This window comes from Bradyrhizobium sp. CCBAU 65884, from assembly GCF_028128835.1.
Taxonomy (GTDB): Bacteria; Pseudomonadota; Alphaproteobacteria; order Rhizobiales; family Xanthobacteraceae; genus Bradyrhizobium; species Bradyrhizobium ottawaense.
This window is the reverse complement of record NZ_LBJU01000005.1, coordinates 1-21487: the sequence shown is the minus strand read 5'-3', so window position 1 is coordinate 21487 and position 21487 is coordinate 1. Positions and strand designations below refer to the sequence as shown.

General features: G+C 64.8%; 20 protein-coding genes and 1 tRNA gene. 14 read left to right on the top strand and 7 right to left on the bottom strand.

The window, feature by feature from the left end:
- Window positions 1–12 precede the first annotated feature (12 nt).
- From XI03_RS00270 to XI03_RS00220, 11 genes are all read left to right on the top strand, one after another.
- On the top strand, window positions 13–273 hold the full coding sequence (locus XI03_RS00270) for a hypothetical protein (RefSeq protein WP_015686208.1): 261 nt from the start codon (window positions 13–15) through the stop codon (window positions 271–273).
- 1189 nt (window positions 274–1462) lie between these two features.
- Window positions 1463–2626 carry a PspA/IM30 family protein gene (locus XI03_RS00265; RefSeq protein ID WP_271590980.1) on the top strand — a complete coding sequence of 388 codons (1164 nt, stop codon included), beginning with the start codon at window positions 1463–1465 and terminating at the stop codon, window positions 2624–2626.
- Between the two features lie 10 nt (window positions 2627–2636).
- The gene (locus XI03_RS00260) at window positions 2637–3296 is read left to right on the top strand and encodes an OB-fold-containig protein (protein WP_028144699.1); all 660 of its coding nucleotides are present in this window, start codon (window positions 2637–2639) and stop codon (window positions 3294–3296) included.
- 22 nt (window positions 3297–3318) lie between these two features.
- The gene (locus XI03_RS00255) at window positions 3319–5013 is read left to right on the top strand and encodes a flotillin family protein (protein WP_028144698.1); all 1695 of its coding nucleotides are present in this window, start codon (window positions 3319–3321) and stop codon (window positions 5011–5013) included.
- Between the two features lie 206 nt (window positions 5014–5219).
- Window positions 5220–5588, top strand: a complete 369-nt coding sequence (locus XI03_RS00250; RefSeq protein ID WP_028144697.1) for a hypothetical protein — start codon at window positions 5220–5222, stop codon at window positions 5586–5588.
- A gap of 135 nt (window positions 5589–5723) precedes the next feature.
- Window positions 5724–5798 (top strand) — tRNA-Asn (locus tag XI03_RS00245).
- A gap of 214 nt (window positions 5799–6012) precedes the next feature.
- The gene (locus XI03_RS00240) at window positions 6013–6186 is read left to right on the top strand and encodes a hypothetical protein (RefSeq protein WP_018320416.1); all 174 of its coding nucleotides are present in this window, start codon (window positions 6013–6015) and stop codon (window positions 6184–6186) included.
- A 137-nt stretch (window positions 6187–6323) separates the two neighbouring features.
- Complete coding sequence (locus XI03_RS00235; RefSeq protein WP_271590979.1) at window positions 6324–6977, top strand: protein-L-isoaspartate O-methyltransferase family protein; 654 nt, start codon at window positions 6324–6326, stop codon at window positions 6975–6977.
- Between the two features lie 204 nt (window positions 6978–7181).
- Complete coding sequence (locus XI03_RS00230; protein WP_028144695.1) at window positions 7182–8567, top strand: TolC family outer membrane protein; 1386 nt, start codon at window positions 7182–7184, stop codon at window positions 8565–8567.
- A 315-nt stretch (window positions 8568–8882) separates the two neighbouring features.
- Window positions 8883–9644 carry a PopZ family protein gene (locus tag XI03_RS00225; protein ID WP_271590978.1) on the top strand — a complete coding sequence of 254 codons (762 nt, stop codon included), beginning with the start codon at window positions 8883–8885 and terminating at the stop codon, window positions 9642–9644.
- Between the two features lie 126 nt (window positions 9645–9770).
- Window positions 9771–12647, top strand: coding sequence for a valine--tRNA ligase (locus XI03_RS00220; protein ID WP_271590977.1), 2877 nt, complete (start codon window positions 9771–9773; stop codon window positions 12645–12647).
- A gap of 5 nt (window positions 12648–12652) precedes the next feature.
- On the opposite strand, the gene XI03_RS00215 is transcribed toward XI03_RS00220, so the two are convergent.
- Window positions 12653–13255, bottom strand: coding sequence for a DNA-3-methyladenine glycosylase (locus XI03_RS00215; RefSeq protein WP_271590976.1), 603 nt, complete (start codon window positions 13253–13255; stop codon window positions 12653–12655).
- A gap of 130 nt (window positions 13256–13385) precedes the next feature.
- Here XI03_RS00215 and lipA point away from each other — a divergent pair, with 130 nt between their 5' ends.
- Together lipA and XI03_RS00205 are read left to right on the top strand one after the other, a co-directional pair.
- Complete coding sequence (lipA, locus tag XI03_RS00210; RefSeq protein ID WP_271590975.1) at window positions 13386–14342, top strand: lipoyl synthase; 957 nt, start codon at window positions 13386–13388, stop codon at window positions 14340–14342.
- Between the two features lie 6 nt (window positions 14343–14348).
- Window positions 14349–14819: a type II toxin-antitoxin system RatA family toxin gene (locus tag XI03_RS00205; RefSeq protein WP_028144690.1), complete on the top strand. Its 471-nt coding sequence runs from the start codon at window positions 14349–14351 to the stop codon at window positions 14817–14819.
- A gap of 149 nt (window positions 14820–14968) precedes the next feature.
- Here XI03_RS00205 and XI03_RS00200 read toward each other — a convergent pair whose 3' ends face one another.
- Genes XI03_RS00200 through XI03_RS00175 form a run of 6 tightly spaced genes read right to left on the bottom strand, consistent with a single transcriptional unit; the run spans window position 14969 to window position 20124 of the window.
- Entirely contained in the window at window positions 14969–15784 is an 816-nt protein-coding gene (locus XI03_RS00200) for a c-type cytochrome (RefSeq protein WP_271590974.1), read from the bottom strand.
- Window positions 15784–17406, bottom strand: coding sequence for a b(o/a)3-type cytochrome-c oxidase subunit 1 (locus XI03_RS00195; protein ID WP_271590973.1), 1623 nt, complete (start codon window positions 17404–17406; stop codon window positions 15784–15786). The genes XI03_RS00200 and XI03_RS00195 overlap by 1 nt, the downstream gene beginning before the upstream one ends.
- Window positions 17393–17959, bottom strand: coding sequence for a cytochrome C oxidase subunit II (locus XI03_RS00190; RefSeq protein WP_271590972.1), 567 nt, complete (start codon window positions 17957–17959; stop codon window positions 17393–17395). Before XI03_RS00190 ends, XI03_RS00195 begins: the two co-directional genes overlap by 14 nt.
- Complete coding sequence (locus XI03_RS00185) at window positions 17956–18132, bottom strand: hypothetical protein (RefSeq protein WP_018320427.1); 177 nt, start codon at window positions 18130–18132, stop codon at window positions 17956–17958. Before XI03_RS00185 ends, XI03_RS00190 begins: the two co-directional genes overlap by 4 nt.
- 7 nt (window positions 18133–18139) lie before the next feature.
- Entirely contained in the window at window positions 18140–19408 is a 1269-nt protein-coding gene (locus XI03_RS00180) for a cytochrome c (protein ID WP_442869674.1), read from the bottom strand.
- An 8-nt stretch (window positions 19409–19416) separates the two neighbouring features.
- On the bottom strand, window positions 19417–20124 hold the full coding sequence (locus XI03_RS00175; protein WP_038970296.1) for a c-type cytochrome: 708 nt from the start codon (window positions 20122–20124) through the stop codon (window positions 19417–19419).
- 1106 nt (window positions 20125–21230) lie between these two features.
- On the opposite strand from XI03_RS00175, the gene XI03_RS00170 reads away from it, so the two are divergent.
- Window positions 21231–21487, top strand: a 257-nt coding sequence (locus XI03_RS00170; protein ID WP_271590971.1) for a hypothetical protein, incomplete at its 3' end; no start/stop codon positions are given.

Genomic DNA, 21487 nt, shown 5'->3' with positions numbered 1-21487 from the left:
GGGAGACTGGTCATGAAGGCGAGGTTCTTGCGGTTTGCGGGTGTGAAGAGCCGGGCGCGCCGCGCCTCCACGGTCGGGCTGTTCCTGACGCTGTTTGCTTCCGCCGCCCACGCGCAGGGGACAGCCGAACAGCGCCGGGCCTGCACGCCCGACGTCTACCGGCTCTGCGCCGGCGAAATCCCCAACGTCCGCGCCATCACGGCGTGCCTGCGGCGCAACCGCTCGAGCCTGAGCGAAGCCTGCCGCAGCGTGTTCGATCAGGCCGGCGGCTGAGGACCTGTGGATTTGTGCGCAGCAAGTGGCTCGCGCCGGCTGACGAATTCGCGATGGCGGTCCTGTGGATATGCTGCGGACAGCCTGTGGATCAACGGGGGCCGCAGCTCCCGTCACCCGGATCGGATCGCAGCGCAATCCGGCTCCTAGCCTACAAGCGGTTGCGCTGCCCGACGGGCAAAACACGCTAGCCGTGGGGCAAGACGCGCAGGCGAAAATATTCGCCCTTACAGAATTTCGGTTTTATCGCATTGTCCCGCCACCTCACCCCGGTCAGAGGGGCGTATCGCGATCGTCACGAAACGTGGGGTGAGCTGCGGTGGACGTGGGTCACATCGGCGCGAAGGGTTTTGCAGGGCGGAGCGCCGTGAGCAAAGACCTCGCGCACACGACCGGTGTGATCGGCGTACGGCAAAATCGTGTCGTCCTGGCGCCCGGGGTCTGTGCGCCAAGTCTTGCGGTGATGTGTATTGCTCAACCGGGCAAGCGCATCAGCCATCCGCAAGGCGACGGGGGCAATAGTGCAACGCTCCCCGGGGAGAGCACGACATAAGCCGTCAAACCACTGCGCAGGGAAGGCCGGGTTGTCCTGGCTACACCTGTATGCCGCTGTGCAGCTTCTTGTCACGCAGGTTTCGCACAGTGGACCGCGGGTGCCAGCCGGCACCCGGTCTTCCCTGCGCCCTCTGACAAAGAGGGCGATGAGATGAGCAAAGCTCGGGCAGAGTGAGCCGCGAGGATGCGGATCTGTGTCTGCGTTACACATTGCAAGTTGGTGGAGCGAGGCGTTGCGTGGGGGAGCGCTCAGTCTCGCGTGCCCCGGACGCTGCGCAGCGTCTCCCCGGCGATGCGAAGCATCGTCCGGTTCGACGGTGCGCTGCAGAGCCGGGGTCCATGCATCAGCAAGGTGCGCGGCTTCCCGGGGCCCGGCTCTGCGCCGCAACGCTGACGGCTGCAGCTTGTCCGGGACACGAAGGCTGCGCGAGCCGCAACCGGCTTGCCGAACCCTCCCTGCATTTCGTTTCAAATTGCAACCCGCGCGTGCAAGAAGTCTTGATCGGGTGTGATCTAGGGGTGAACGCCCGGCTTGAACGTGGGTCCCTGGCACAACGACTAATAAGTAGCGTGCATGAGGGTCAGGGAAACGTGATTGCGCCTCCTCTTTCTAAAGCACCAAAATGGTGCTTTAGTGCTTTCCATGAGCCAGTCGCCCCGAAACGCGCCGTCCGCGCTGCGTTACAGGCTTGCCCCTGATCCGGCCGCCAAGGCCGCGCTGGAGGCGACGTTCAGGGCTTATGACCGCATGATGGAGATCCTCGATGAGGTCGCGCGGAGCCACAATGTCGGCTCCAATGTCGTCCTGCTGCATGCCCACGCCTATGACCCGATCCGCAAACAGACCGCGCTGCCTTCGCGCCTGGTGACGCTGGGCCTGCGTGACCGCGCCGAGTATCGCGCGGCACAGGGCCGCCGTCTGCCGCTCGACGACAAGCTCGCCAAGATCAAGGGGCCGGCCACCATCTCGATTGCGACCGTCGAGGGACGCTTCAGCGTGCCCTTCGACTATGCCGGCTATGCCGAGGGCTGGGGGCAAAGCGTGCCCGCGCGCCTCATCCGCACCGACGACGGCTTTGAAGTTCACTACGGCGTCACGCCGAACAATCTGCCAGAGGAGGAGAACGCCATGGATACCATCGCTGCCGCTCCCGAAAACTTCCTGTCCCGGGTCGGGCGCCTGATCGCCGGGATCGCCTATGACGCGATCGAGCAGGCGGAAGGCAAGAACAAGCTGAAAGTGGTCGGGCAGGCCATCCGCGAGATCGAGCGGGCCGAGAGCGAAGCGCGCGACGGGCTGGCCGCTGCGCGTGCCGAGGAGTATCGCCTCAACGCGCGCCGTACCGAGATCGAACGTGAGATGGCCGATCTCGCCCCCAAGATCGAGGGCGCGATCGCTGACAGCCGCGACGATCTCGCCCGCGCCGGCATCGCGCGGCAGATGGATCTGGAGGCGCAGTTCGATGTGCTCTCCCGGGCCATCGACGAGAACAACGAGAAGATCGAGCAATGCATCACCTCGCTGCGCGCGGTGCTGTCTGCGCTCCAGGACGCCGAGCAGCGCCGTGCCGATCTCGAAAAGAGCGAGGCGGCGGCAAACCATCAGGCCTCGACGTCATCCCGAAAACAGGGCGGCGGCTCTGCGGCAGCGAAGGCGTTGCGGGCGGGCAGGGCGGTGGCACGCGCCACCGGTGTGCCGCCGGGTATTCCCTATTCGAGCGACATCGACGAGCTCAGCACGCTGCATCGCGACAAGGAAATTGCGGCGAGGCTCGCGCGATTGAAGTCGCGCTCCTGAGTACCGTGTCATGAGCGCTCTGCTCGAACACGTCATGTCGCCGGAGGTCAGGCCGTTCGCGATCGCGGCGGCCATGATCCTCATCGTCGGCTCGATCGAAGTGGTCTCGATGCTGGTCGGGGCTTCCCTGAGCGAAATGCTCGGCACCAACATCGATTTCGCTCACCCCAGCGACAATGGCGTGATCAACGCCATTTCCTGGATCAATGTCGGCGGCGTGCCGCTTCTGATCTTCCTGCTGCTGCTGCTCGGCGCCTTCTCCATCACCGGCTTCCTGATCCAGGACATCGCGCGAATGGTTGCGGGGCCCTTGCCGGCAACGCTCGCCTCGGTCGGGGCCGTCGCGGTCTCGGTTCCGCTGGTCCGCGCTGCCAGCAGGGCGATCGCGCGGGCCATTCCCAGGGATGAAAGCTATGCCGTTGGCCTCGGGGATCTCGTCGGCCGCATCGGTGAGGTCGTCATCGGCCCGCTCGACCAGGGGCCGCCCGGCCGCGTCAGCGTCGCCGACGTCCACGGCAACCGCCATTTCGTCTGGGCGGTTGCGGCGCCGGCGTCATCGCCCCTGCCACAGGGAACCATGGTCCTGCTGGTCGACCGCGACGGCACCCGCTTCGTGGCGGTCAAGGCCGACGATGAACTCAAACCTTCCAAGCCCACTCTAAACAGCTAGCAAGTCATCATCGGAGAACATCATGTTCGACATCGCAGTCCCGGCCATGATCGGCGTCGCGCTGATCGTCGTCCTGGGGATCGTCTTCACCATCCTCTACAAGCGCGCCACCCGCGACGAGGCTTTCGTGCGCACCGGCCTCGGCGGCAAGAAGGTCGTGCTGGACGGCGGCGCCATGATCCTGCCGATCTTCCACTCCTATGCCAGCGTCAATCTGAAGACGCTGCGGCTCACCGTGGAACGCAAGGAGCGGGAATCCCTCATCACCAAGGATCGGCTGCGCGTCGACATCGTCGCCGAATTCTACGTGCGCGTCCGCCCCGACGATGAGAGTATCGCGCTTGCAAGCCAGACGCTGGGCGCGCTGACCAATGACGCCGAGGCCCTGCGCAACCAGGTCGAGGCGAAATTCGTCGACGGCCTGCGCTCGGTGGCGGCGACCATGAGCATCCTCGAGCTCCAGGAGAAGCGCTCGGACTTCGTCAAACATGTGCAGGCGACAGTCGAATCCGACGTCAAATCCAACGGCCTCGAACTTGAATCCGTGTCGCTCACGAAGCTCGACCAGACCGACGTCAAGTTCTTCAACCCGGAGAACTTCTTCGACGCCGAAGGTCTCACCCAGCTCAAGACCGTCACCGAGACGCGCCGGCGTGACCGCAACGCCATCGTGCGCGACAACGAGGTGGCGATCGCCCAGAAAGACCTCGAGGCGCGGCAGCAGACCCTCGGCATCGAGCGCACCAAGAAGGAAGCCGAGCTGTCGCAGGAGCGCGACATCGCCAACAAGACCGCGAGCACCCGCGCCGAGGTCGCAACCGCGACGCAGACCGCGCGCCTCACCGAGGAGAATGCCCGCATCGATACCGACCGTGCCGTTGCCGAGAAGGAAGCCGGCGCCAAGCAGGTCAAGGAAACCGCGGTGATCGAATCGGATCTGGCGATCAACAAGCGCAAGACCGACGCCCAGCGCGAGATCCAGATCGCGACGCAGGAGAACGAGATCCAGATCGCCTCCAAGAGCAAGCAGACCTCTGAAGCCGTCGCCGAGGCCAAGACCGCCGAAGCGATCGCGGTCTCCGCGGAGGAAAAAGTCGTGACCGCACGCGCGGTCGAGGTCGCCGATCGCGCCCGTCTCACCCAGGTGCTGGCCGCGCGGACCGAGGCCGAGCGCAAATCGACGGAGTTGATCGTCGCGGCCGAAGCCGAGAAGAAGGCCTCGCTCGATCGCGCCGAGGCCGTCAAGACGCTGGCCACGGCCGAAGCCGAGTCCAACAAGATCAAGGCCGTCGGCGTGCGCAACATCGGTGAGGCGGAAGCTGCCGTCATCACCATGAAGAACGAGGCGCAGAACAAGCTCGGCAGCAACGTCATCGACTTCGAGATCGCCAAGAAGCGGATCGAGACGATGCCGTCGGCGCTGGCCGAGATGGTCAAGCCGATCGCCAACCTCAAGGACGTCCGTATCCTGCACACTGGCGGCGCCTTCGGCGGCAACGGCGCCGGTGGAGGCAATGTCGGCTTCGGCGAGGGACTCGCCGGCGAACTCCTCAAGGTGCATGCGCTGCGTCCGATGATCGACGAGATCCTGCGCCAGAGCGGCTTTGCGCCCGACGACGATCCCGTGAAGGCGCTGGTCGGCGCCGTGACCGGCAAGAGCAACGGCGCCGCCGTGCCGGCTCCGGCACCCGAGAAGACGAACACCGCCGATCTATGAATGCCCGTTCATTGCTGCGGAGAATTCGAATCGATAAACAGGCTGAGCGCGTCTCGCGTCGCGCAACGTGCCGGAGTGACGATCGATCGTCTTGAACCTTTCGATCGCACTCCGGACGAACCTTTCAAGGCAACGACATTGGTTGCCGCGGCGCCTGCGCCGATCGACGCCAGGCGCTGAAGCCTGTTTCGATCGGGGAATTTCATATGAAATATTTTCTGTCTGGACTGATCGCGATCGGCCTTTCGATCGCCGCCATGCCCTCGTTCGCGGCCGATGCCCGCAACGTCACCGTCGTCAACGAGACCGGCTATGCCATCAAATTCCTGGGCTTCAACGCGCCGGACGATGGCCTGGACGAATGGGACAATGAACTCGAGAAGGTTTTGCAGAACCAGGCCAGCACCTATGTCGAGTTCGACGAGGACGACGAGGGCTGCGTCTGGAACATCCGCGTCGACTGGCAGAACTACGACGAAGCCGTGCTCTGGAAAAACGTCAACCTCTGCAAGATGACCGCGCTTCGGCTGCGCTACGATCCCGGCACCAAGACCACCTCGTTCCTCGCCGAGTAGCCTTTGGCCGACACGGCCCGGAGGAGGGGCGTCCCAGCCTTCCTCCGGCGCATTGCGGATGATGACGAATTCGTCCTTTGCAAGCGCAAGCGGCTTTGTTATACGCAGCCGCGCGCGAACGACTGGTTCGCCTTTTCCTCGGTAGCTCAGCGGTAGAGCATCCGACTGTTAATCGGATGGTCGCTGGTTCGAATCCAGCCCGGGGAGCCAAATCCTGCCGCAGTTTCAATGATTTATGGCCGCGGCCTCATGTGGCGCGCGACGTCGTTGCTTTGCTCTCTGAGCAGCGCATCCATAGATTCTTGCCCGGAATCATCCTCAAGCAGATGTGTGCATGGGCGCCGTCACGCCATGCGGGTGGCACCAAATCGACTCAATTGAAATCGAGCCTTGGGTTTGCCGGATCTCAACGGAGCTGATTCCCATGCCAGACATCCAGGTCGACCATATGGCCCCCTCGATTCTGCCGGCCGACATTCCCGAGCTCAGCGACGACGAATGCCTCGCCTGTCTGGCGCGTGCGGTCGAGACGCCCGATTCGGCGCGGCTGGACGAAGTCGCCGCTCTCATCGGCCGCCTCGCGGTGGCCATCGAATAATCCGTCCCGACCCTGATGCGGTAACATGCGGATGCCCTAGCTGCGCAGGCTAACGGCCGTGTTGCGTTTTGGCCGTGCATGCTCCAAAGATGCCGCGAATTTCGTCCGCGGCATCGTCCGCCTTGCAGGGTCCGCAAATGTCCGGTTTCTCGACCGCGCGCCTCAAAATGGTCGATGGCCAGGTGCGCACCAATGACGTCACCGATCGTCGTGTTCTCGATGCCATGCTCACGGTTCCACGCGAGGCCTTCGTGCCGGCCGACCGGCAGGCGCTGGCCTATCTCGATCTCGATCTCGACGTGAGCGAAGGCGCTGCAAAGCGGTTCCTGATCAAACCGCAGCTGACCGGCAAGCTGCTCCAGGCCGCCGAGATCGGCGAGGGCGACAACGTGCTGGTGGTCGGTTGCGCCACGGGTTACCTCGCCGCGCTGACCGCCAAGCTGGCCGGCCAGGTCACCGCCACCGAATGCGATTCGGCTTTGGCCGCGAAAGCCAAGGCCGCCCTGAACCTTGCCAACGTCACCTGCAAGGCTGCGGCCTGCGCCGACGGCGATCCGTCCGCCGCTCCCTATGACGTGATCATCCTCAATGGCGCGACTGAGGTGAGCCCGGAAGCGCTACTCGGGCAGCTGAAGGAGGGCGGGCGTCTGGTGGGGGTGTCGGCCGAATCCAGGCCGCCGCGCGCCATAATCGTGACCCATACCCATGGTGAATTCGGCCATCGGGCCCTGTTCGACGCTGCCGCTCCGGTCCTTCCCGGGCTGGAGCGGGCGGCCGCCTTCGTCTTCTGACGCCCAAAACGCGATAAAATCCCGTTCTGAATCAGAAGTGTGGCCGGGATGCTGCACGTGAAGAGTTTCCACCGAGAACTACCCTCAGGTAGTTCCGTCGCGCTTGACCGCGTCTTATGTTGCGGCGGGGCAACGACTCCACTCGTAGACGGTAACCCAGCTCGCGGGCACGAGCCGGGCGTTAGAATGAACGGAATTTTTGGGATGCATGGGGTGAAGCTCTTCACCGGAGCTGCGGTTTCGGTCCTGCTGCTCGCGCTTGCCGGGCCGACGCCTGCCTTGGCGGACACGATCGAGTCCGCGCTGGTGCGCGCCTATCAGAACAATCCACAGCTCAACGCACAGCGCGCCCAGGTGCGCTCGACTGATGAAAACGTGCCGCAGGCGCTGTCGGGATATCGCCCGAAGGTCTCGCTGACGGCGAGCGGGGGCATTCAGTACTCGGACTTCAAAAGTGCCACCAACAGCGATCCGATTAACGGTAAGGGCTATCCCCGAAGCGTGGGACTGACTGCCACCCAGACGCTCTACAACGGCAACCAGACCGCCAACAGAACGCGCGCCGCGGAGAGTCAGGTTTCCGGCTCCCGCGAAGCGCTGCGCAGCCTCGATCAAACCGTGCTGCTCCAGGCCGCCACGACCTACATGGACTATCTGCGCGACGCGGCGACGCTCGAAGTCCAGCGCAGCAACGTGCGGGTGCTCGAGCAGACGCTCAAGCAGACCCGTGACCGCTTCAATGTCGGCGAGGTGACGCGCACCGACGTTGCGCAATCGGAAGCACAGCTGGCGGCTGGCAGGACGCAGGCCCTGACCGCGGAAGCAAATCTCACCACGACGCGCGCGAACTTCCGTCGCATCATCGGCAACGAGCCGACGAATCTGGCACCCGGCTCGCCGGTGGATCGTTTCCTGCCAGCGACGCTCGCTGCCGCGGTCGAGCTCGGCCTCGTCGAGCATCCGAACGTCACGGCCGCGATGTTCGGCATTGACGTCAATTTCTTGCAGGTCAAGGTTGCCGAGGGCGCTCTGCTGCCCACGGTCACCCTGCAGGCGGGCGTGACCCAGGCCTACGAACAATCTTTGATTCAGTACCGCTCGCTCAGCGCTTCCGCGCTCGCGCAGATCTCGGTGCCGATCTATCAGGGTGGTTCCGAATATTCGCTGATCCGCCAGTCCAAGGAAAACCTGGCGCAGCAACGTCTCAACCTCGAAAACACGCGGGATCAGACCCGCGCGACCGTCGTGCAGTGGTGGGGTTCGCTGCAGGCCGGCAAGGCGCAGGTGCAATCGGCGCAAGCGCAGGTGACGGCGTCCGAGATCGCGCTGAACGGCGTGCGTGAAGAGGCAAAGGCCGGTCAGCGCACCACGCTCGACGTGCTCAACGCGCAGCAAGCGCTGGTCAATGCGCGCGTCGCGCTCGTGACCGCGCAGCACGACCGTGTCGTCGCATCGTACAACGTCCTCGCCGCCGTCGGCCGTCTGGCGCCGCAGGTCCTCGGCCTTGGGACGACGGTTTATGATCCCAGCGTTCACTACCATCAGGTCCGCGATAGCTGGGCCGGCGTGCGTACGCCTGACGGGCGCTGATTCCCGTACTCGTCCGGTCGGCCTCGTGAATTGCCGAGGCCGACCGGCGCTTTGCTTGCAATCATCAAAATCCCTGACATAGCCTTGCCAAGACGATGCGGGTCGATTCGCCTCGCAGTGATGCCGGCAGTGATGCCGTATGCGTAAAGCTTGAGTGCCGGGGGCAGGGGCGCACCGCTGCACGTTGAGCCGTGATCTGGGGACAAGTCGGGCTGCCGCGACGAAAATGTCGGGCCACCCATCCGGAACCGGCCAATCCTGTCGTGCTTGGTGTAAAACAACGCATGCGAGGGCGTTGATGATGTGGAGTCGGAGATGACGCAGCCTGCAAAGGTCACAGAACCCTCGATGGAGGAGATTCTGGCCTCGATCCGGCGCATCATTGCCGACGATGAGGCCAAGCCGCCGCCGGCTGAGGCTGCAAAGCCGACGCCAGCTCCTGCTGCGCCCGCACCCAAGCCGCAGGCGATGAACGACATTCCGCCCTCCAAGGTTGCCCCTGCCAAGCCTGCCGCTGAAAAGCCCGCGCCACCCCCTGCCGCAAAGCCTGCACCGGCCCCACCGCCTGCACCTGCGGCGGATGCATCCAATAACCAGGACGATATCGACGCGCTGCTGGCGGGGCTCGATGCGGCAACACCTGCGCCGGAGGTCCGCGAGCCTGAGCCGGAGCCCGAGCCTGAGCCCGACGTGCTCGAATTGACCGACGAGATGGCGATGGACCCGACGCCGCCTCCGCCGAGCTTCCGCAAGGTCGAGCCGCGCGACGATCTCGAATTCGCCGAATCGCCGCCGCCGCGTCCGATCCCGCCGCCGTCCTACGCGCCGGTGGACTTCGATGCCCCGCCGCTGCCCCCGCAGCAGCCCATGCTCGCGCAGTCGACGGTCTCGGCGGTCGAATCCGCCTTCAACTCCCTGGCCCATACGGTGCTCAGCAGCAATGCACGGACGCTGGAGGATCTGGTCAAGGAGATGCTGCGTCCGATGCTGAAATCCTGGCTCGACGACAATTTGCCGGGGCTCGTTGAACGCATCGTGAAGGCCGAAATCGAGCGGGTCTCGCGCGGCGGCCGCTGAGACGGTCGTGCGGCCCCGATAAAGCCCTGCTCCTGTGGCATATTCGGTCTGCGGACCGGGCTGGACAGCCTTTGCCGCTGAGCTTCCCGTTGACTTGACCCGCACACGCGGCTTTCTAACAGCCCCATGATCGAGAAAAATTACCAGCCCGCCGATATCGAAGCCCGCATGTCCGTGGTGTGGGAGGACAGCCTTGCCTTCAAGGCCGGCCGCCCCGACCGCCGCGACGCCGTGCCCTTTACCATCGTGATCCCGCCGCCGAACGTGACGGGCTCGCTGCACATGGGCCACGCCCTCAACAACACGCTGCAGGACATCCTGTGCCGGTTCGAGCGCATGCGCGGCCGCGACGTGCTGTGGCAGCCCGGCACGGACCATGCCGGCATCGCCACCCAGATGGTGGTCGAGCGGCAGCTGATGGAGCGCCAGCAGCCCGGCCGCCGCGAGATGGGCCGCGAGAAGTTTCTCGAGCGCGTCTGGCAGTGGAAGGCCGAGAGCGGCGACACCATCATCAACCAGCTCAAGCGGCTCGGCGCCTCCTGCGACTGGTCGCGCGAACGCTTCACCATGGACGAGGGCCTGTCGAAGGCCGTCATCAAGGTGTTCGTCGAGCTGCACCGCGACGGCCTGATCTACAAGGACAAGCGGCTGGTGAATTGGGACACCAAGCTGCTGACCGCGATCTCCGATCTCGAAGTGCAGCAGACCGAGGTCAAGGGCCACCTCTGGTATCTGCGCTATCCGATCGAGGGCAAGACGTTCAATCCCGAGGATCCCTCGAGCTTCATCGTCGTCGCCACCACGCGCCCCGAGACCATGCTGGGCGATACCGGCGTTGCCGTGCATCCCGAGGACGAGCGCTATCTGAAGCTGGTCGGCAAGAACGTGATCCTGCCGCTGGTCGGCCGCAAGATCGCGATCGTCGCCGACGAGTATTCCGATCCCGAGAAGGGCTCGGGTGCGGTCAAGGTGACGCCGGCGCACGACTTCAACGACTTCGAGGTCGGCAATCGCCACGGCCTGCGCCGGATCAGCGTGATCGACAGGGAAGGCTGTCTCGATCTCGTCGACAACGAGGATTATCTGCGCGACCTGCCGGAAGGCGCCGGACAATTCGCCGAGGAATTCCACAAGGTCGACCGCTTCGCCGCGCGCAAGCGCATCGTCGCGCGGCTGGAATCGTTCGGCTTCGTCGAGCGGATCGAGCCGCACACCCACATGGTCCCGCACGGCGATCGCTCCAACAGCGTGATCGAGCCGTATTTGACTGACCAGTGGTACGTCGACGCCAAGACGCTGGCAAAGCCCGCGATCGCGGCGGTGCGTTCGGGCGAGACGTCGTTCGTGCCGAAAAACTGGGAAAAGACCTATTTCGAGTGGATGGAGAACATCCAGCCCTGGTGCATCTCGCGCCAGCTCTGGTGGGGTCACCAGATCCCGGCCTGGTACGGACCTGACGGCAAGGTGTTCGTCGCCGAGACCGAGGAGGAGGCCGTCAGCCACGCGCTCGGCTACTACGTCGAGCAGGAAGTCATCACGGCCGAGCAGGGCCGCGAGATGGCGCTCGACCGCAACAAGCGCGAGGGCTTCATCACGCGCGACGAGGACGTGCTCGACACCTGGTTCTCCTCGGCGCTGTGGCCGTTCTCGACGCTCGGCTGGCCCGAGGATGCGCCCGAGGTGCAGCGCTATTATCCGACCAATGCGCTGGTGACCGGCTTCGACATCATTTTCTTCTGGGTCGCCCGCATGATGATGATGGGCCTGCACTTCATGAAGGAGGTGCCGTTCTCGTCCATCTACATCCACGCCCTCGTCCGCGACGAGAAGGGCGCCAAGATGTCGAAGTCGAAGGGCAACGTCATCGATCCGCTCAACCTGATCGACGAATACGGCGCCGACGCGCTGCGTTTCACGCTGGCCGCGATGGCGGCGCAGGGCCGCGACATCAAGCTCGCCACCAGCCGCGTCGAAGGCTACCGCAATTTCGCGACCAAGCTCTGGAATGCGTCCCGCTTCGCCGAGATGAACCATTGCGCCGTGCCCGAGGGTTTCGAGCCGGCGAAGGCCAAGGAGACGTTGAACCGCTGGATCGCGCATGAGAGCGCCCACACCACGCGTGAGGTGACCGAGGCGATCGAGGCCTATCGCTTCAACGATGCCGCTGGCGCGATCTATCGCTTCGTCTGGAACGTCTATTGCGACTGGTATGTCGAGCTCGCCAAGCCCGTGCTGCTGGGCCCCGACAGCCCCGCCAAGGACGAGACCCGCGCCATGGTCGCCTGGGCGCGCGACGAGATCCTGAAGCTGCTGCACCCCTTCATGCCTTTCATCACAGAAGAGCTGTGGGAGGTGACGGCCAAGCGCGACGGTCTGCTCGCATTGGCGCAATGGCCGCTGAAGCCGGCCGAGCCGACCCCGGAGCAGCTCGCAATCCTCGCCGCAGCGGCCGGACCGACCGAACCGCTGATGTCGCCGATGCTGGTCATGCCGATCTTCGACCACGCCGACTTCACCGATCCCAAGGCAGAAGCCGAGATCGGCTGGGTGATCGACCTGATCACGCAGATCCGTTCGGTGCGTGCCGAGATGAACATTCCGCCGGCGACGCTGACGGCGCTGGTGCTCGTCGGCGCTTCCGCCGAAACCAGGGAGCGCGCGCCGCGCTGGACCGACGTTATCAAGCGCATGGCGCGGCTGTCGGACATCTCCTTCGCCGATCGCGCGCCCGACGGAGCGGTTCAGCTGCTCGTCCGCGGCGAGGTGGCCGCGCTGCCGCTCAAGGGCGTGATCGACGTCGCCGCCGAGCGCACGCGTCTCGACAAGGAGATCGGCAAGGCCGACGCCGACATCAAGCGCGCCGAGTCCAAGCTCGCGAACGAAAAATTCGTCGCCAACGCGGCCGAGGAGGTCGTCGAGGAGGAGCGCGAAAAGCGCGAGGCCGCGCTGGCGCGCAAGGCCAAGCTGCTCGAGGCGCTGGAGCGGCTGAAGCAGGCGTCCTGAGGACGCTATTTCGGAAACGGCTTGCTCAAAAACTTTGAGCCCCTGACGCCATAGCGCCAGGGCAGCTCGACGGCCTTGGTGATGCCGATCCGGATGCCGGCAACCACCTCCAACTCCTCGGTCCTCGCATGCAGCGCGATCGGAGGCCGGTCCAGCGGCAGCGTGTTGTGCGCGATGGTGATGCCGAGCGCCTCGGTCAGCTTGCCCGGACCCGAGCACAGCGCGTGCGCATCCTGGAGGTGACGCCGGCGGCGCATGACGGCGATCCCGTGCGTCGGCTCCAGCGCGCGGATCAGCACGGCGCTGGCCGAGCCTTCCTCCTCGCAGACGAAGTTCACGCACCAGTGGATGCCGTAGGAGCGATAGACATAGGCATGGCCGGGCGGGCCGAACATCACCTGGTTCCGCGGCGTCGGCCCGTTGTAGGAGTGCGCCGCCGGCTCGGTATGATGATAGGCCTCGACCTCGACAATGAGGCCGCCGACGCCGTCGACCAGCATGGTGGCACCGATCAGGTCCCGGGCGACCTCGCGGACGTCGCGGTTGAAAAAGGCCGGCTTCAGAACCTTGCCGAGCCGCGGTGTGGAAGTCTTCGATACTGGAGCCATTCGAGGTGAGAATCGCCTGAGAACAGAGCAAGATATTGCCCATATCTGCCATGTTCCCTGAAGCGGCGCGAGCCGGGTTGCGATGCGTGGCGAGACCGACTAGGTAGGACCTGAACAGACCGGACACCCCATGGTCGTTATTGTCGATACCATCACGAACCCGCTGCGCCCGCGCCACCCCGAAAAGGTGAATCGCCCTGACTCCGCTTCGCCGCCGAAGCCGGACTGGATCCGCGTGCGCGCGCCCAATACCCGCGGCTACGGCGAGACCCGCAACATCGTGCGCGCCAACGGCCTGCACACGGTGTGCGAGGAAGCGGGCTGCCCGAACATCGGCGAGTGCTGGGATAAAAAGCACGCCACCTTCATGATCATGGGTGACACCTGCACCCGCGCCTGCGCCTTCTGCAACGTCAAGACCGGCCTGCCCAATGCGCTGGATGCAGCCGAGCCTGAGAACGTCGCCGAGGCGACCGCCAAGCTCGGCCTTGCCCATGTCGTCATCACCTCCGTGGACCGCGACGATCTCGCTGACGGCGGCGCCGAGCACTTTGCCCAGACCATCCGCGCGATCCGGGCCGCGTGCCCCTCGACCACGATCGAGATCCTGACGCCCGACTTCCTGCGCAAGGAGGGGGCGCTCGAGGTGGTCGCTGCCGCCAAGCCCGACGTTTTCAACCACAATCTCGAGACCGTGCCGTCGCGCTATCTCACGGTGCGGCCCGGCGCGCGCTATTTCCATTCGATCCGGCTGTTGCAGCGGGTCAAGGAGCTCGATCCCACCATCTTCACCAAGTCGGGCATCATGGTCGGCCTCGGCGAGGAGCGCCACGAGGTGCAGCAGGTGATGGACGATCTGCGCTCGGCCGAGGTCGATTTCCTGACCATCGGCCAGTATCTGCAGCCGACCCGCAAGCACCACGCGGTGATGCGCTACGTGCCGCCCGACGAGTTCGCGTCCTATGAGAAGATCGCCTACACCAAGGGCTTCCTGATGGTGTCGGCGAGCCCGCTCACCCGCTCGTCGCATCATGCCGGCGAGGATTTTGCGAGACTGAGGGCCGCGCGGGCCGCAACCGCCCGCTGAACCGCCATGCCCAAATTTTCGAGCAAGCGCCGTGTCAATCACAGCGCCTCCGAGATGTTCGATCTGGTCGCCGACGTCGAGCGCTACCCGGAATTCGTGCCGCTCTGCAGCGCGCTGAAGGTGCGCCAGCGCATGGCCAAGCCTGACGGCACCGAGGTGCTGGTCGCCGACATGACGGTCTCGTTCAAGCTGGTCAAGGAATCCTTCACCAGCCGCGTGAGCCTCGATCGCGCCAATCAGAAGATCCTGGTCGAATATCTGCAAGGTCCTTTCAGCAACCTGGAAAACCGCTGGACGTTCGAGCCCAAAGGTGAGGGCGTCTGCGACGTCGGTTTCTTCCTGTCCTACGAATTCAAGAGCCGCATGCTGGCGCTGCTGATGGGCTCGATGTTCGACGCCGCCTTCGCGCGGTTTTCGAGCGCGTTCGAAAAGCGCGCGGATGCGATCTACGGCCGGCCGAAGCTGGCGTCGTCGTAGGTAACTCTCGTGTCCCGGACGCGCTGAAACGCCCTCGGCGTTGCTGCGCAGAGCCGGGACCCACGCCGCCCGAACGCCTCGGAGAGATGGGCCCCGGCTCTGCAGCGCACCGCTGAAGCTGCGCTGCGTCCGGGGCACGAGTGCCATCCTCAATCCACCGCCTTCACCACATCAGGCGGCTGCGAGGCGTAGTACGCCGCGGCCTGCTCGATCTCCTGCGGCGTCATTCCGCGGGCGATGTTGCGCATCTGCTGGCTGATGTCGTTGCGCCGTTCACCGGAGGCGAAGGCGTGAAGCTGCGCCTTCATGTAGGCTTCGGACTGTCCCTCCAGCCACGGGCTGCCGGTCTTGTTGTCGAGGCTGCCATGGCAGGAGCCGCAGGGCGCGATGCCGCGCATCGGCGCGCCGTAGATGACGATGTTGGGTTTCGGCAGTTGCGGCGTCGGATGATAGGCCGGAAGCCGCGGCAGATAGGCGTAATAGTTGGAGAGATCGGCGATCTCCTGGTCGGTCAGGTTGACCGCGAACGGCGACATCACGGCGTTGGTGCGCGCACCGGAGCGGAAATCGTGCAGCTCCTTGTAGATCACGGCCGCATACTGGCCGGCGAGATTGGGCGAGTCCGCGCGGCTGACGCCGGTGGGGCCGTGGCAGATGGCGCAGCGCTGCGCAAGCGTTGCGCCGCGGCCGATCGCTTCCTGGCTCGGACGTGACAACGTGTTCGAGGTCAGCACGACCTCGGACAGGCGTTTTGCCTGTTCGGGCGCCGTGACGCTGGCCGCACGCTGCGGTACGCCAGCGGCGCTGCAGATCGCATCCCAGACGCCGGCGAACTGAACCCAGGGCTGTGCGAACGGCAGTACAATGAAGCCGGCAATCGCGGTGACGACGAGGATCGCGGCGGTGATGCCGACGCCAGTCCTGAAATGGCTGTTGCGGAGAGTAAAGAGGTCGCGCGTGCTCATCACTGCGCTCCCACATAGACGGCCGGCACCGAGGTGCCCGAACTCAGCGCCAGATTCAGGATCGGATAGCCGTAATTGGTGAGGGTGAGGCCGATCATCAGTGCCACCCATAGCGCGTGGGTGTTGAGTGCGACCGGCACCGTCTTTGGTTCATGCACGGCGAGTGCGAAGCGATAAGGCCCGGCGTCGATTTGAGGCGCGCGCATGCCACGCGCCAGGATGACGATGAACATGATGCCCGAGGCCAGCAGGATGAAGCCGCCGATGGCCGACAGGGTGACGGAGAATGCCTGCGGTGCGATCGCGGGATCGCCGAAGTCGAAATAGGCCATGCGGCGCGGCATCCCCAGAATGCCGACCCAGTGCCACGGGAACGTCGTCACGATCATGCCGATGAACCACAGCCAGAGCTGGGTGCGGATCAGGCGGATATCGATCAACTCCCGGCCCGTCAGATGCGGCCACAGATCATAGGCGATCGCGAAATACATGATCACGATGGCGCCGCCGAAGATCAGGTGGAAATGCCCGGTGATCCACTGCGTGTTGTGGATCGAGGCATCGAGCTGATAGCTCATGTTGATGAGGCCGCCGGCGCCGCCGAAGCCGAGCATGACGAAGGAGACCGCCAGCGCCAGCATCATCGGGTTGTCCCAGGGCAGGGCCCCGATCCAGCCGAACATGCCGCGGCCGCCGCGCAGGCGCGCCGCGATCTCGACCGAGGCGCAGATCGTGAACACGGTCAGCAGCGTCGGCAGCGCGACCAGCGCCGTGAAGGCGGAATGGATGAACTTGAAGCCGGCGCCTACTTGCGGATCGGCAAAGGTGTGGTGCATGCCGATCGGCATCGCCACCACCAGGAACAGGATGAAGGAGATCCGCGCCATCGAGTCGGAATAGACGCGACCGCCGATCGCGCGCGGCACGATGGTGTAATAGGCGATGTAGGTCGGCATCAGCCAGAAATAGACGATGGCGTGCAGCGTCCATGAGAAGAAGATGCGCGCCAGGCCGGCATCGATGGTGGCCTTGAGGCCTGCCGCAACCGGAATGATCTGGAGCAGCAGCTCGAGCGCGGCGCCGACCGCGGTCCAGGCCCACAAATACGAGCCCGCGACGTTGGCGAACATGGCGAGCGGCACTGGCGCGCCGGGATTGGCCTTGCGCCAGACGCGCAAGTTAATCGACATCAGCGCCACCCAGATCCATGAGCCGACCACGACCAGCACGACGCCGAGGTAATAGAAGACGTTGCCGATCAGCGGTGGATAGAAGGTGTAGAGCACCGAGGCACGCCCCATTGCGATCGGGATCACCGCCATGATGCTGCCGGCGACGATCAACCAGAATCCTGCCCAGGCCCAGCGCACGCCGACCAGGCGCTGCTGCAGCGCGGACTCGCTGATAGCGTAGCCGAATGCCATCGCCACCAGGGTCGGGAAGACGTAGCCCATCACCGTGCCGTGGGCGGTCAGCGAGCGGTAATAGAGCTCGGGGTTGGAGAGCCAGGTGCCGATCGGGCTGCGGATGAACATCTGCCAGGCGCCGAGCGTGAGCGCGATGCCGAATACGGCGAAGGCCAGCCAGAAATGGGCGAGGATGAGCTTCCTATTGACCAACACAGCTCAGCCTCCCGCCACCCTTCGCGCGATCGGCGAATTCGGTCTTGTCGATCACCTTGACCTTGCCCCACATGCCCTCGTGGCCAAAGCTGCAAAACTCCTGGCAGGGCATCAGATAGTCGCCGGTTTTCGCGAAGCGCATCAGCTGCTCGGAGATGTAGCCCGGCACCAGCATGGTGTTGACGTTGGTGCCCTGAATGAGGATGCCGTGGACGACGTCGGCGCTGGTGGCCCGCAGCGTGATCGGCGTATCCGCGGGCACCACGATGCAGGCAGGCGTGAAGGAATATTGCTGGCCGATTGCACGCACCGTGACGTTGCCGTTGGCCTCCAGCACGCTGCCGAGATTGCTCTCGACGAATTCGCCGGACAGATGAAGGCGCGAGGGATCGGTGATCTCGACGCGCGGCTGCGGCATGGTCGCGCGATGGATGCCGGCGAAAGCCGCCAGCAGCGCCATCATCACGATGATGATCACGGCGATGGTCGCCCAGCGCCGCTCGACGCGGGCCGCGACCTCTGCGCTGTCGTGATGAGTATCCTCTGCGCTCATTGCAGCGATCCGCGGGGCAGGAAGACAAACAGATAGAAGGCGAGCCACATCGCGACCACGCAGGCGGTGGCGATGCCGGCGAGCACGATCGCGCCGGACGGGCCTTGCGCGACGACCTCCTCGACGGCCTGGTCGGCGCTAGCGGGGCTGGTCGGCGGATCGGAGTTGATCATGTGATTCTCAATTCAGCGGTGCGGAGCGCAGCTCGTTGGCCTCGCGCGCCGAGACCGGCGTGCCGCGATTGCCCCAGGCGGTGCGGATGTAGGAGACGACGGCGGCGATCTCGTTGTCGGACAGGAGGCCAGCGAAAGGCGGCATGCCGTAGGGCATCGGGTTGCCCCTGGTGCCCGGTGGATAGCCGCCATTGAGCACCATGCGGATCGGATTGACCGCCGACTGCATCTCGATCGACTGGTTGTTGGCAAGCGGCGGCCAGTGCGGCGGCTTGCCTTCGCCCTGCGTGCCATGACAGCTCGCGCACTGCTTGTCGTAGACGGTCTTGCCGAGGCTGATCAGCAGGCTGCTCTCGGTGGTCGGCAGCGTCGAGCTTGCCGGTGGCGGAGGCGAGGGCTCCGCGATGCTCTTGAGGTACACCGCCATCGCCTTGGTGTCCTCGTCGTTGAGATATTGCAGGCTGTTGTGCACGACCTCGGCCATCGGGCCGTAGACCACGCCGCGCATGGAAACGCCGGTCTGCAGCAGGTCGGTGATGTCCTTGATGCTCCAGTCGCCGAGGCCGGCCTCGCGGTTTGAGGTGAGCGAGGGCGCGTACCAGTTCTGCATCGGGATCAGGCCGCCCTTGAAGGCATCCGATTGCGAGGTGCCGCCGAGCGCGTTGATCGGCGAATGGCACATGCCGCAATGGCCGAGGCCTTCGACCAGATAGGCGCCGCGATTCCATTCCGCTGATTTCTTCGGATCGGGCTTGAACTCGCCTTCGCTGAAGAACAGCGTGCGCCAGCCGAGGATGAGCTGGCGGTTGTCGTAGGGAAAGCGCAGCTCATGCGGCTTGTTCTTCTGGTTCACCGGCGCGATCGAGCGCAAATACGCGAAGATCGCATCGCTGTCGGCGCGCGTGACCTTGGTGTAGGACGCGAACGGCATGGCCGGATAGATCAACCCGCCGTCCGGGAAACGGCCGCTGTGCATGGTCTTGTAGAAGTCGTCGGCGCTCCACTTGCCGATCCCGGTATCCGGGTCCGGCGTGATGTTGGAGGTGTAGAGTGTACCGAACGGCGTCGGCATGGCGCGGCCGCCGGCGAACAGGCGGCCCTCCGGCGCGGTATGACAGGCCGTGCAATCGCCGGCACGGGCGAGATATTCGCCGCGGGCGATGATGTCGCTGCTCTTGTCTTGAGCCTTGTCTTGCGCCTGCGCGGCCGTGGTGAGCGCGGCGAGGGCCAGGAGCTTGATCGATATGAGTGCGGTCGACAGTTTCGAGCCCATCATCCGCCTCGTCAGTTGGGCTGGCTGCCGCAGCCGAAAGGCAGCGCGTAGCTGCCTTTCGGCACGGGAGCCGGGTTCGTGGGCGCCGGTCGTGTCGCGAGCCAGGCCGCGACCGCGGTGACGTCGGCCTCGGTCAGATGGCCTGCGACTTGCTGCATGCAGTCTGGCGATTTCGCCGTGCGAGTGCCGTAGCGCCAGGCGCCGAGCTGGGCGCTGATGTAATTGGCGCGCAGGCCGAGCAGGCCGGGGATGCCGGGTTGCATGCCTGCGAGTCCCGGGCCATGGCAGCTCACGCAGGCCGGAATATTGCGGCTGGCATCGCCGCTGGTGGCGAGCAGCTCGCCCTGCGCCAGCACGTCCTTGCTGACCTCGCTCGGCGCCGGCTGCGGCAGCGGCGGATGTTCGCCGGCGAAATATTCCGCCATTGCCTCCAGATACGGATCGGGCAGAAACTCCAGCAGATAGTTCATGGGCGGATATTTGCGGCGGCCGCTGCGGAAGGCGAGCAGTTGATTGTAGAGATAGCCGGCGGGCTTGCCGGCAAGCCGCGGGAAATAGACGTCGCTGGTGCCTTCGCCCTTGTTGCCGTGACAGGGCGTGCAGGCCTCGACCCGCGCCGCCATCGTATCCGGCGGCTGGTTGGCCGTTTGTGCGGCCGCACCGTCAATGGTGGCCAAGGTGATAGTCACGGCGACCGAGGCCGCGGCGCGAGCGAACAATTTCGTCGCCCTCCAAAATGCTGGTCCGGTTGATTCCGGATCACAACGTAGAGCGGCATTATTGCGCCAATATTTTCTCGCGCAAGATCGGAGACGCGTGATGACGTTTGGTCGCGCCGTCTGCATTCGCGATTCCGATCGAATTGGACGAACTTGCGTGCTTTTTTCGAAAACTGAACATAACGCTGCGGTCTCGCGACAGTTCCTGCCCGAGTCCTGCATTGGTCATGTCGCCCTCAGATGTCAGAGGGCGCAGGGAAGGCCGGGTGCCGGCTGGCACCCGCGGTCCACTGTGCGAATCCTGCGTGACAAGAAGCTGCACAGCGGCATACAGGTGTAGCCAGGACAACCCGGCCTTCCCTGCGCAGTGGTTTGACGGCTTATGCCGAGCTCTCCCCGGGGAGCGATGCACTATTGCCCCCGTCGCCTCACGAATAGCTGACGCGCGCACCCGGTCGGGCAACACGCATCACCGCAAGACTTGACGCACAGACCCGGGCGTCAGGACGACACGGTTTTGCCGTACGCATGTCACACCGGTCGTGTGCGCAACAGGCCTGTCGCTCACGGTTGCCCGCCCTGCAATGCCTCTCGCGCCGATGTGACTAGCGTCCACCGCAGCTCACCCCACGTTTCGTGACGATCGCGATACGCCCCTCTGACCGGGGTGAGGTGGCGGGACAATGCGACAAAGCCGAAATTCTGTAAAGGCGAATATTTTCGCCTGCGCGCCTTGCCCTACCGCTAGCGTGTTTTGCCCGTCGGGCAACGCAACCGCTTGTAGGTGCGCGGGGTGGGTTGGGAGAAGGCGTAATCCACCATGTCTGCCGAGCAGGCATGAGAAGAGGTGGATGACGCTTCGCTAATTCCCCTAAGACGTGTTTCGTGCCGTGTTCCCCTTCGATCCGCACCGCGATCATGTCGCGGCATAGCGAGTTCTCAACGTGCTGTTCGTGCCGAAGCTGGAACGAAACTAATTCCAAGCAGCGCGCTGTTTGTCCCAGCGCAACCAGATTCCCGGTGCGCGCGGCGAGCTTCGCGCGAGATCGCGACGGCGTTCAGCGTCGCCCGCGGGAAAAAGTGGGGCTGGAGTGGGAAGTAGGATCATGAGTCCGTCGTTGGGGCGAGGGCGTTCGTGGCGCACAGGCAGAACGCAAGGCACGGTGCTGCTGTCCTGGACAGCGTCTGCCTTGCTGCTGCCGGCCCTTGCCGGAGAGGCTTGCCTGGCGCAATCGGCGGCGCCGGGCGCGGCGGTCCAGCTCGATCCTGTCGTGGTGGAGGCGCCGAAGAGCGCGGCGAAGCCCGCGGCGGTATCTCGCGAGCGGGTCGCGGCGCGGCGCCGGGCCGCCGAGCCGCAACCGCG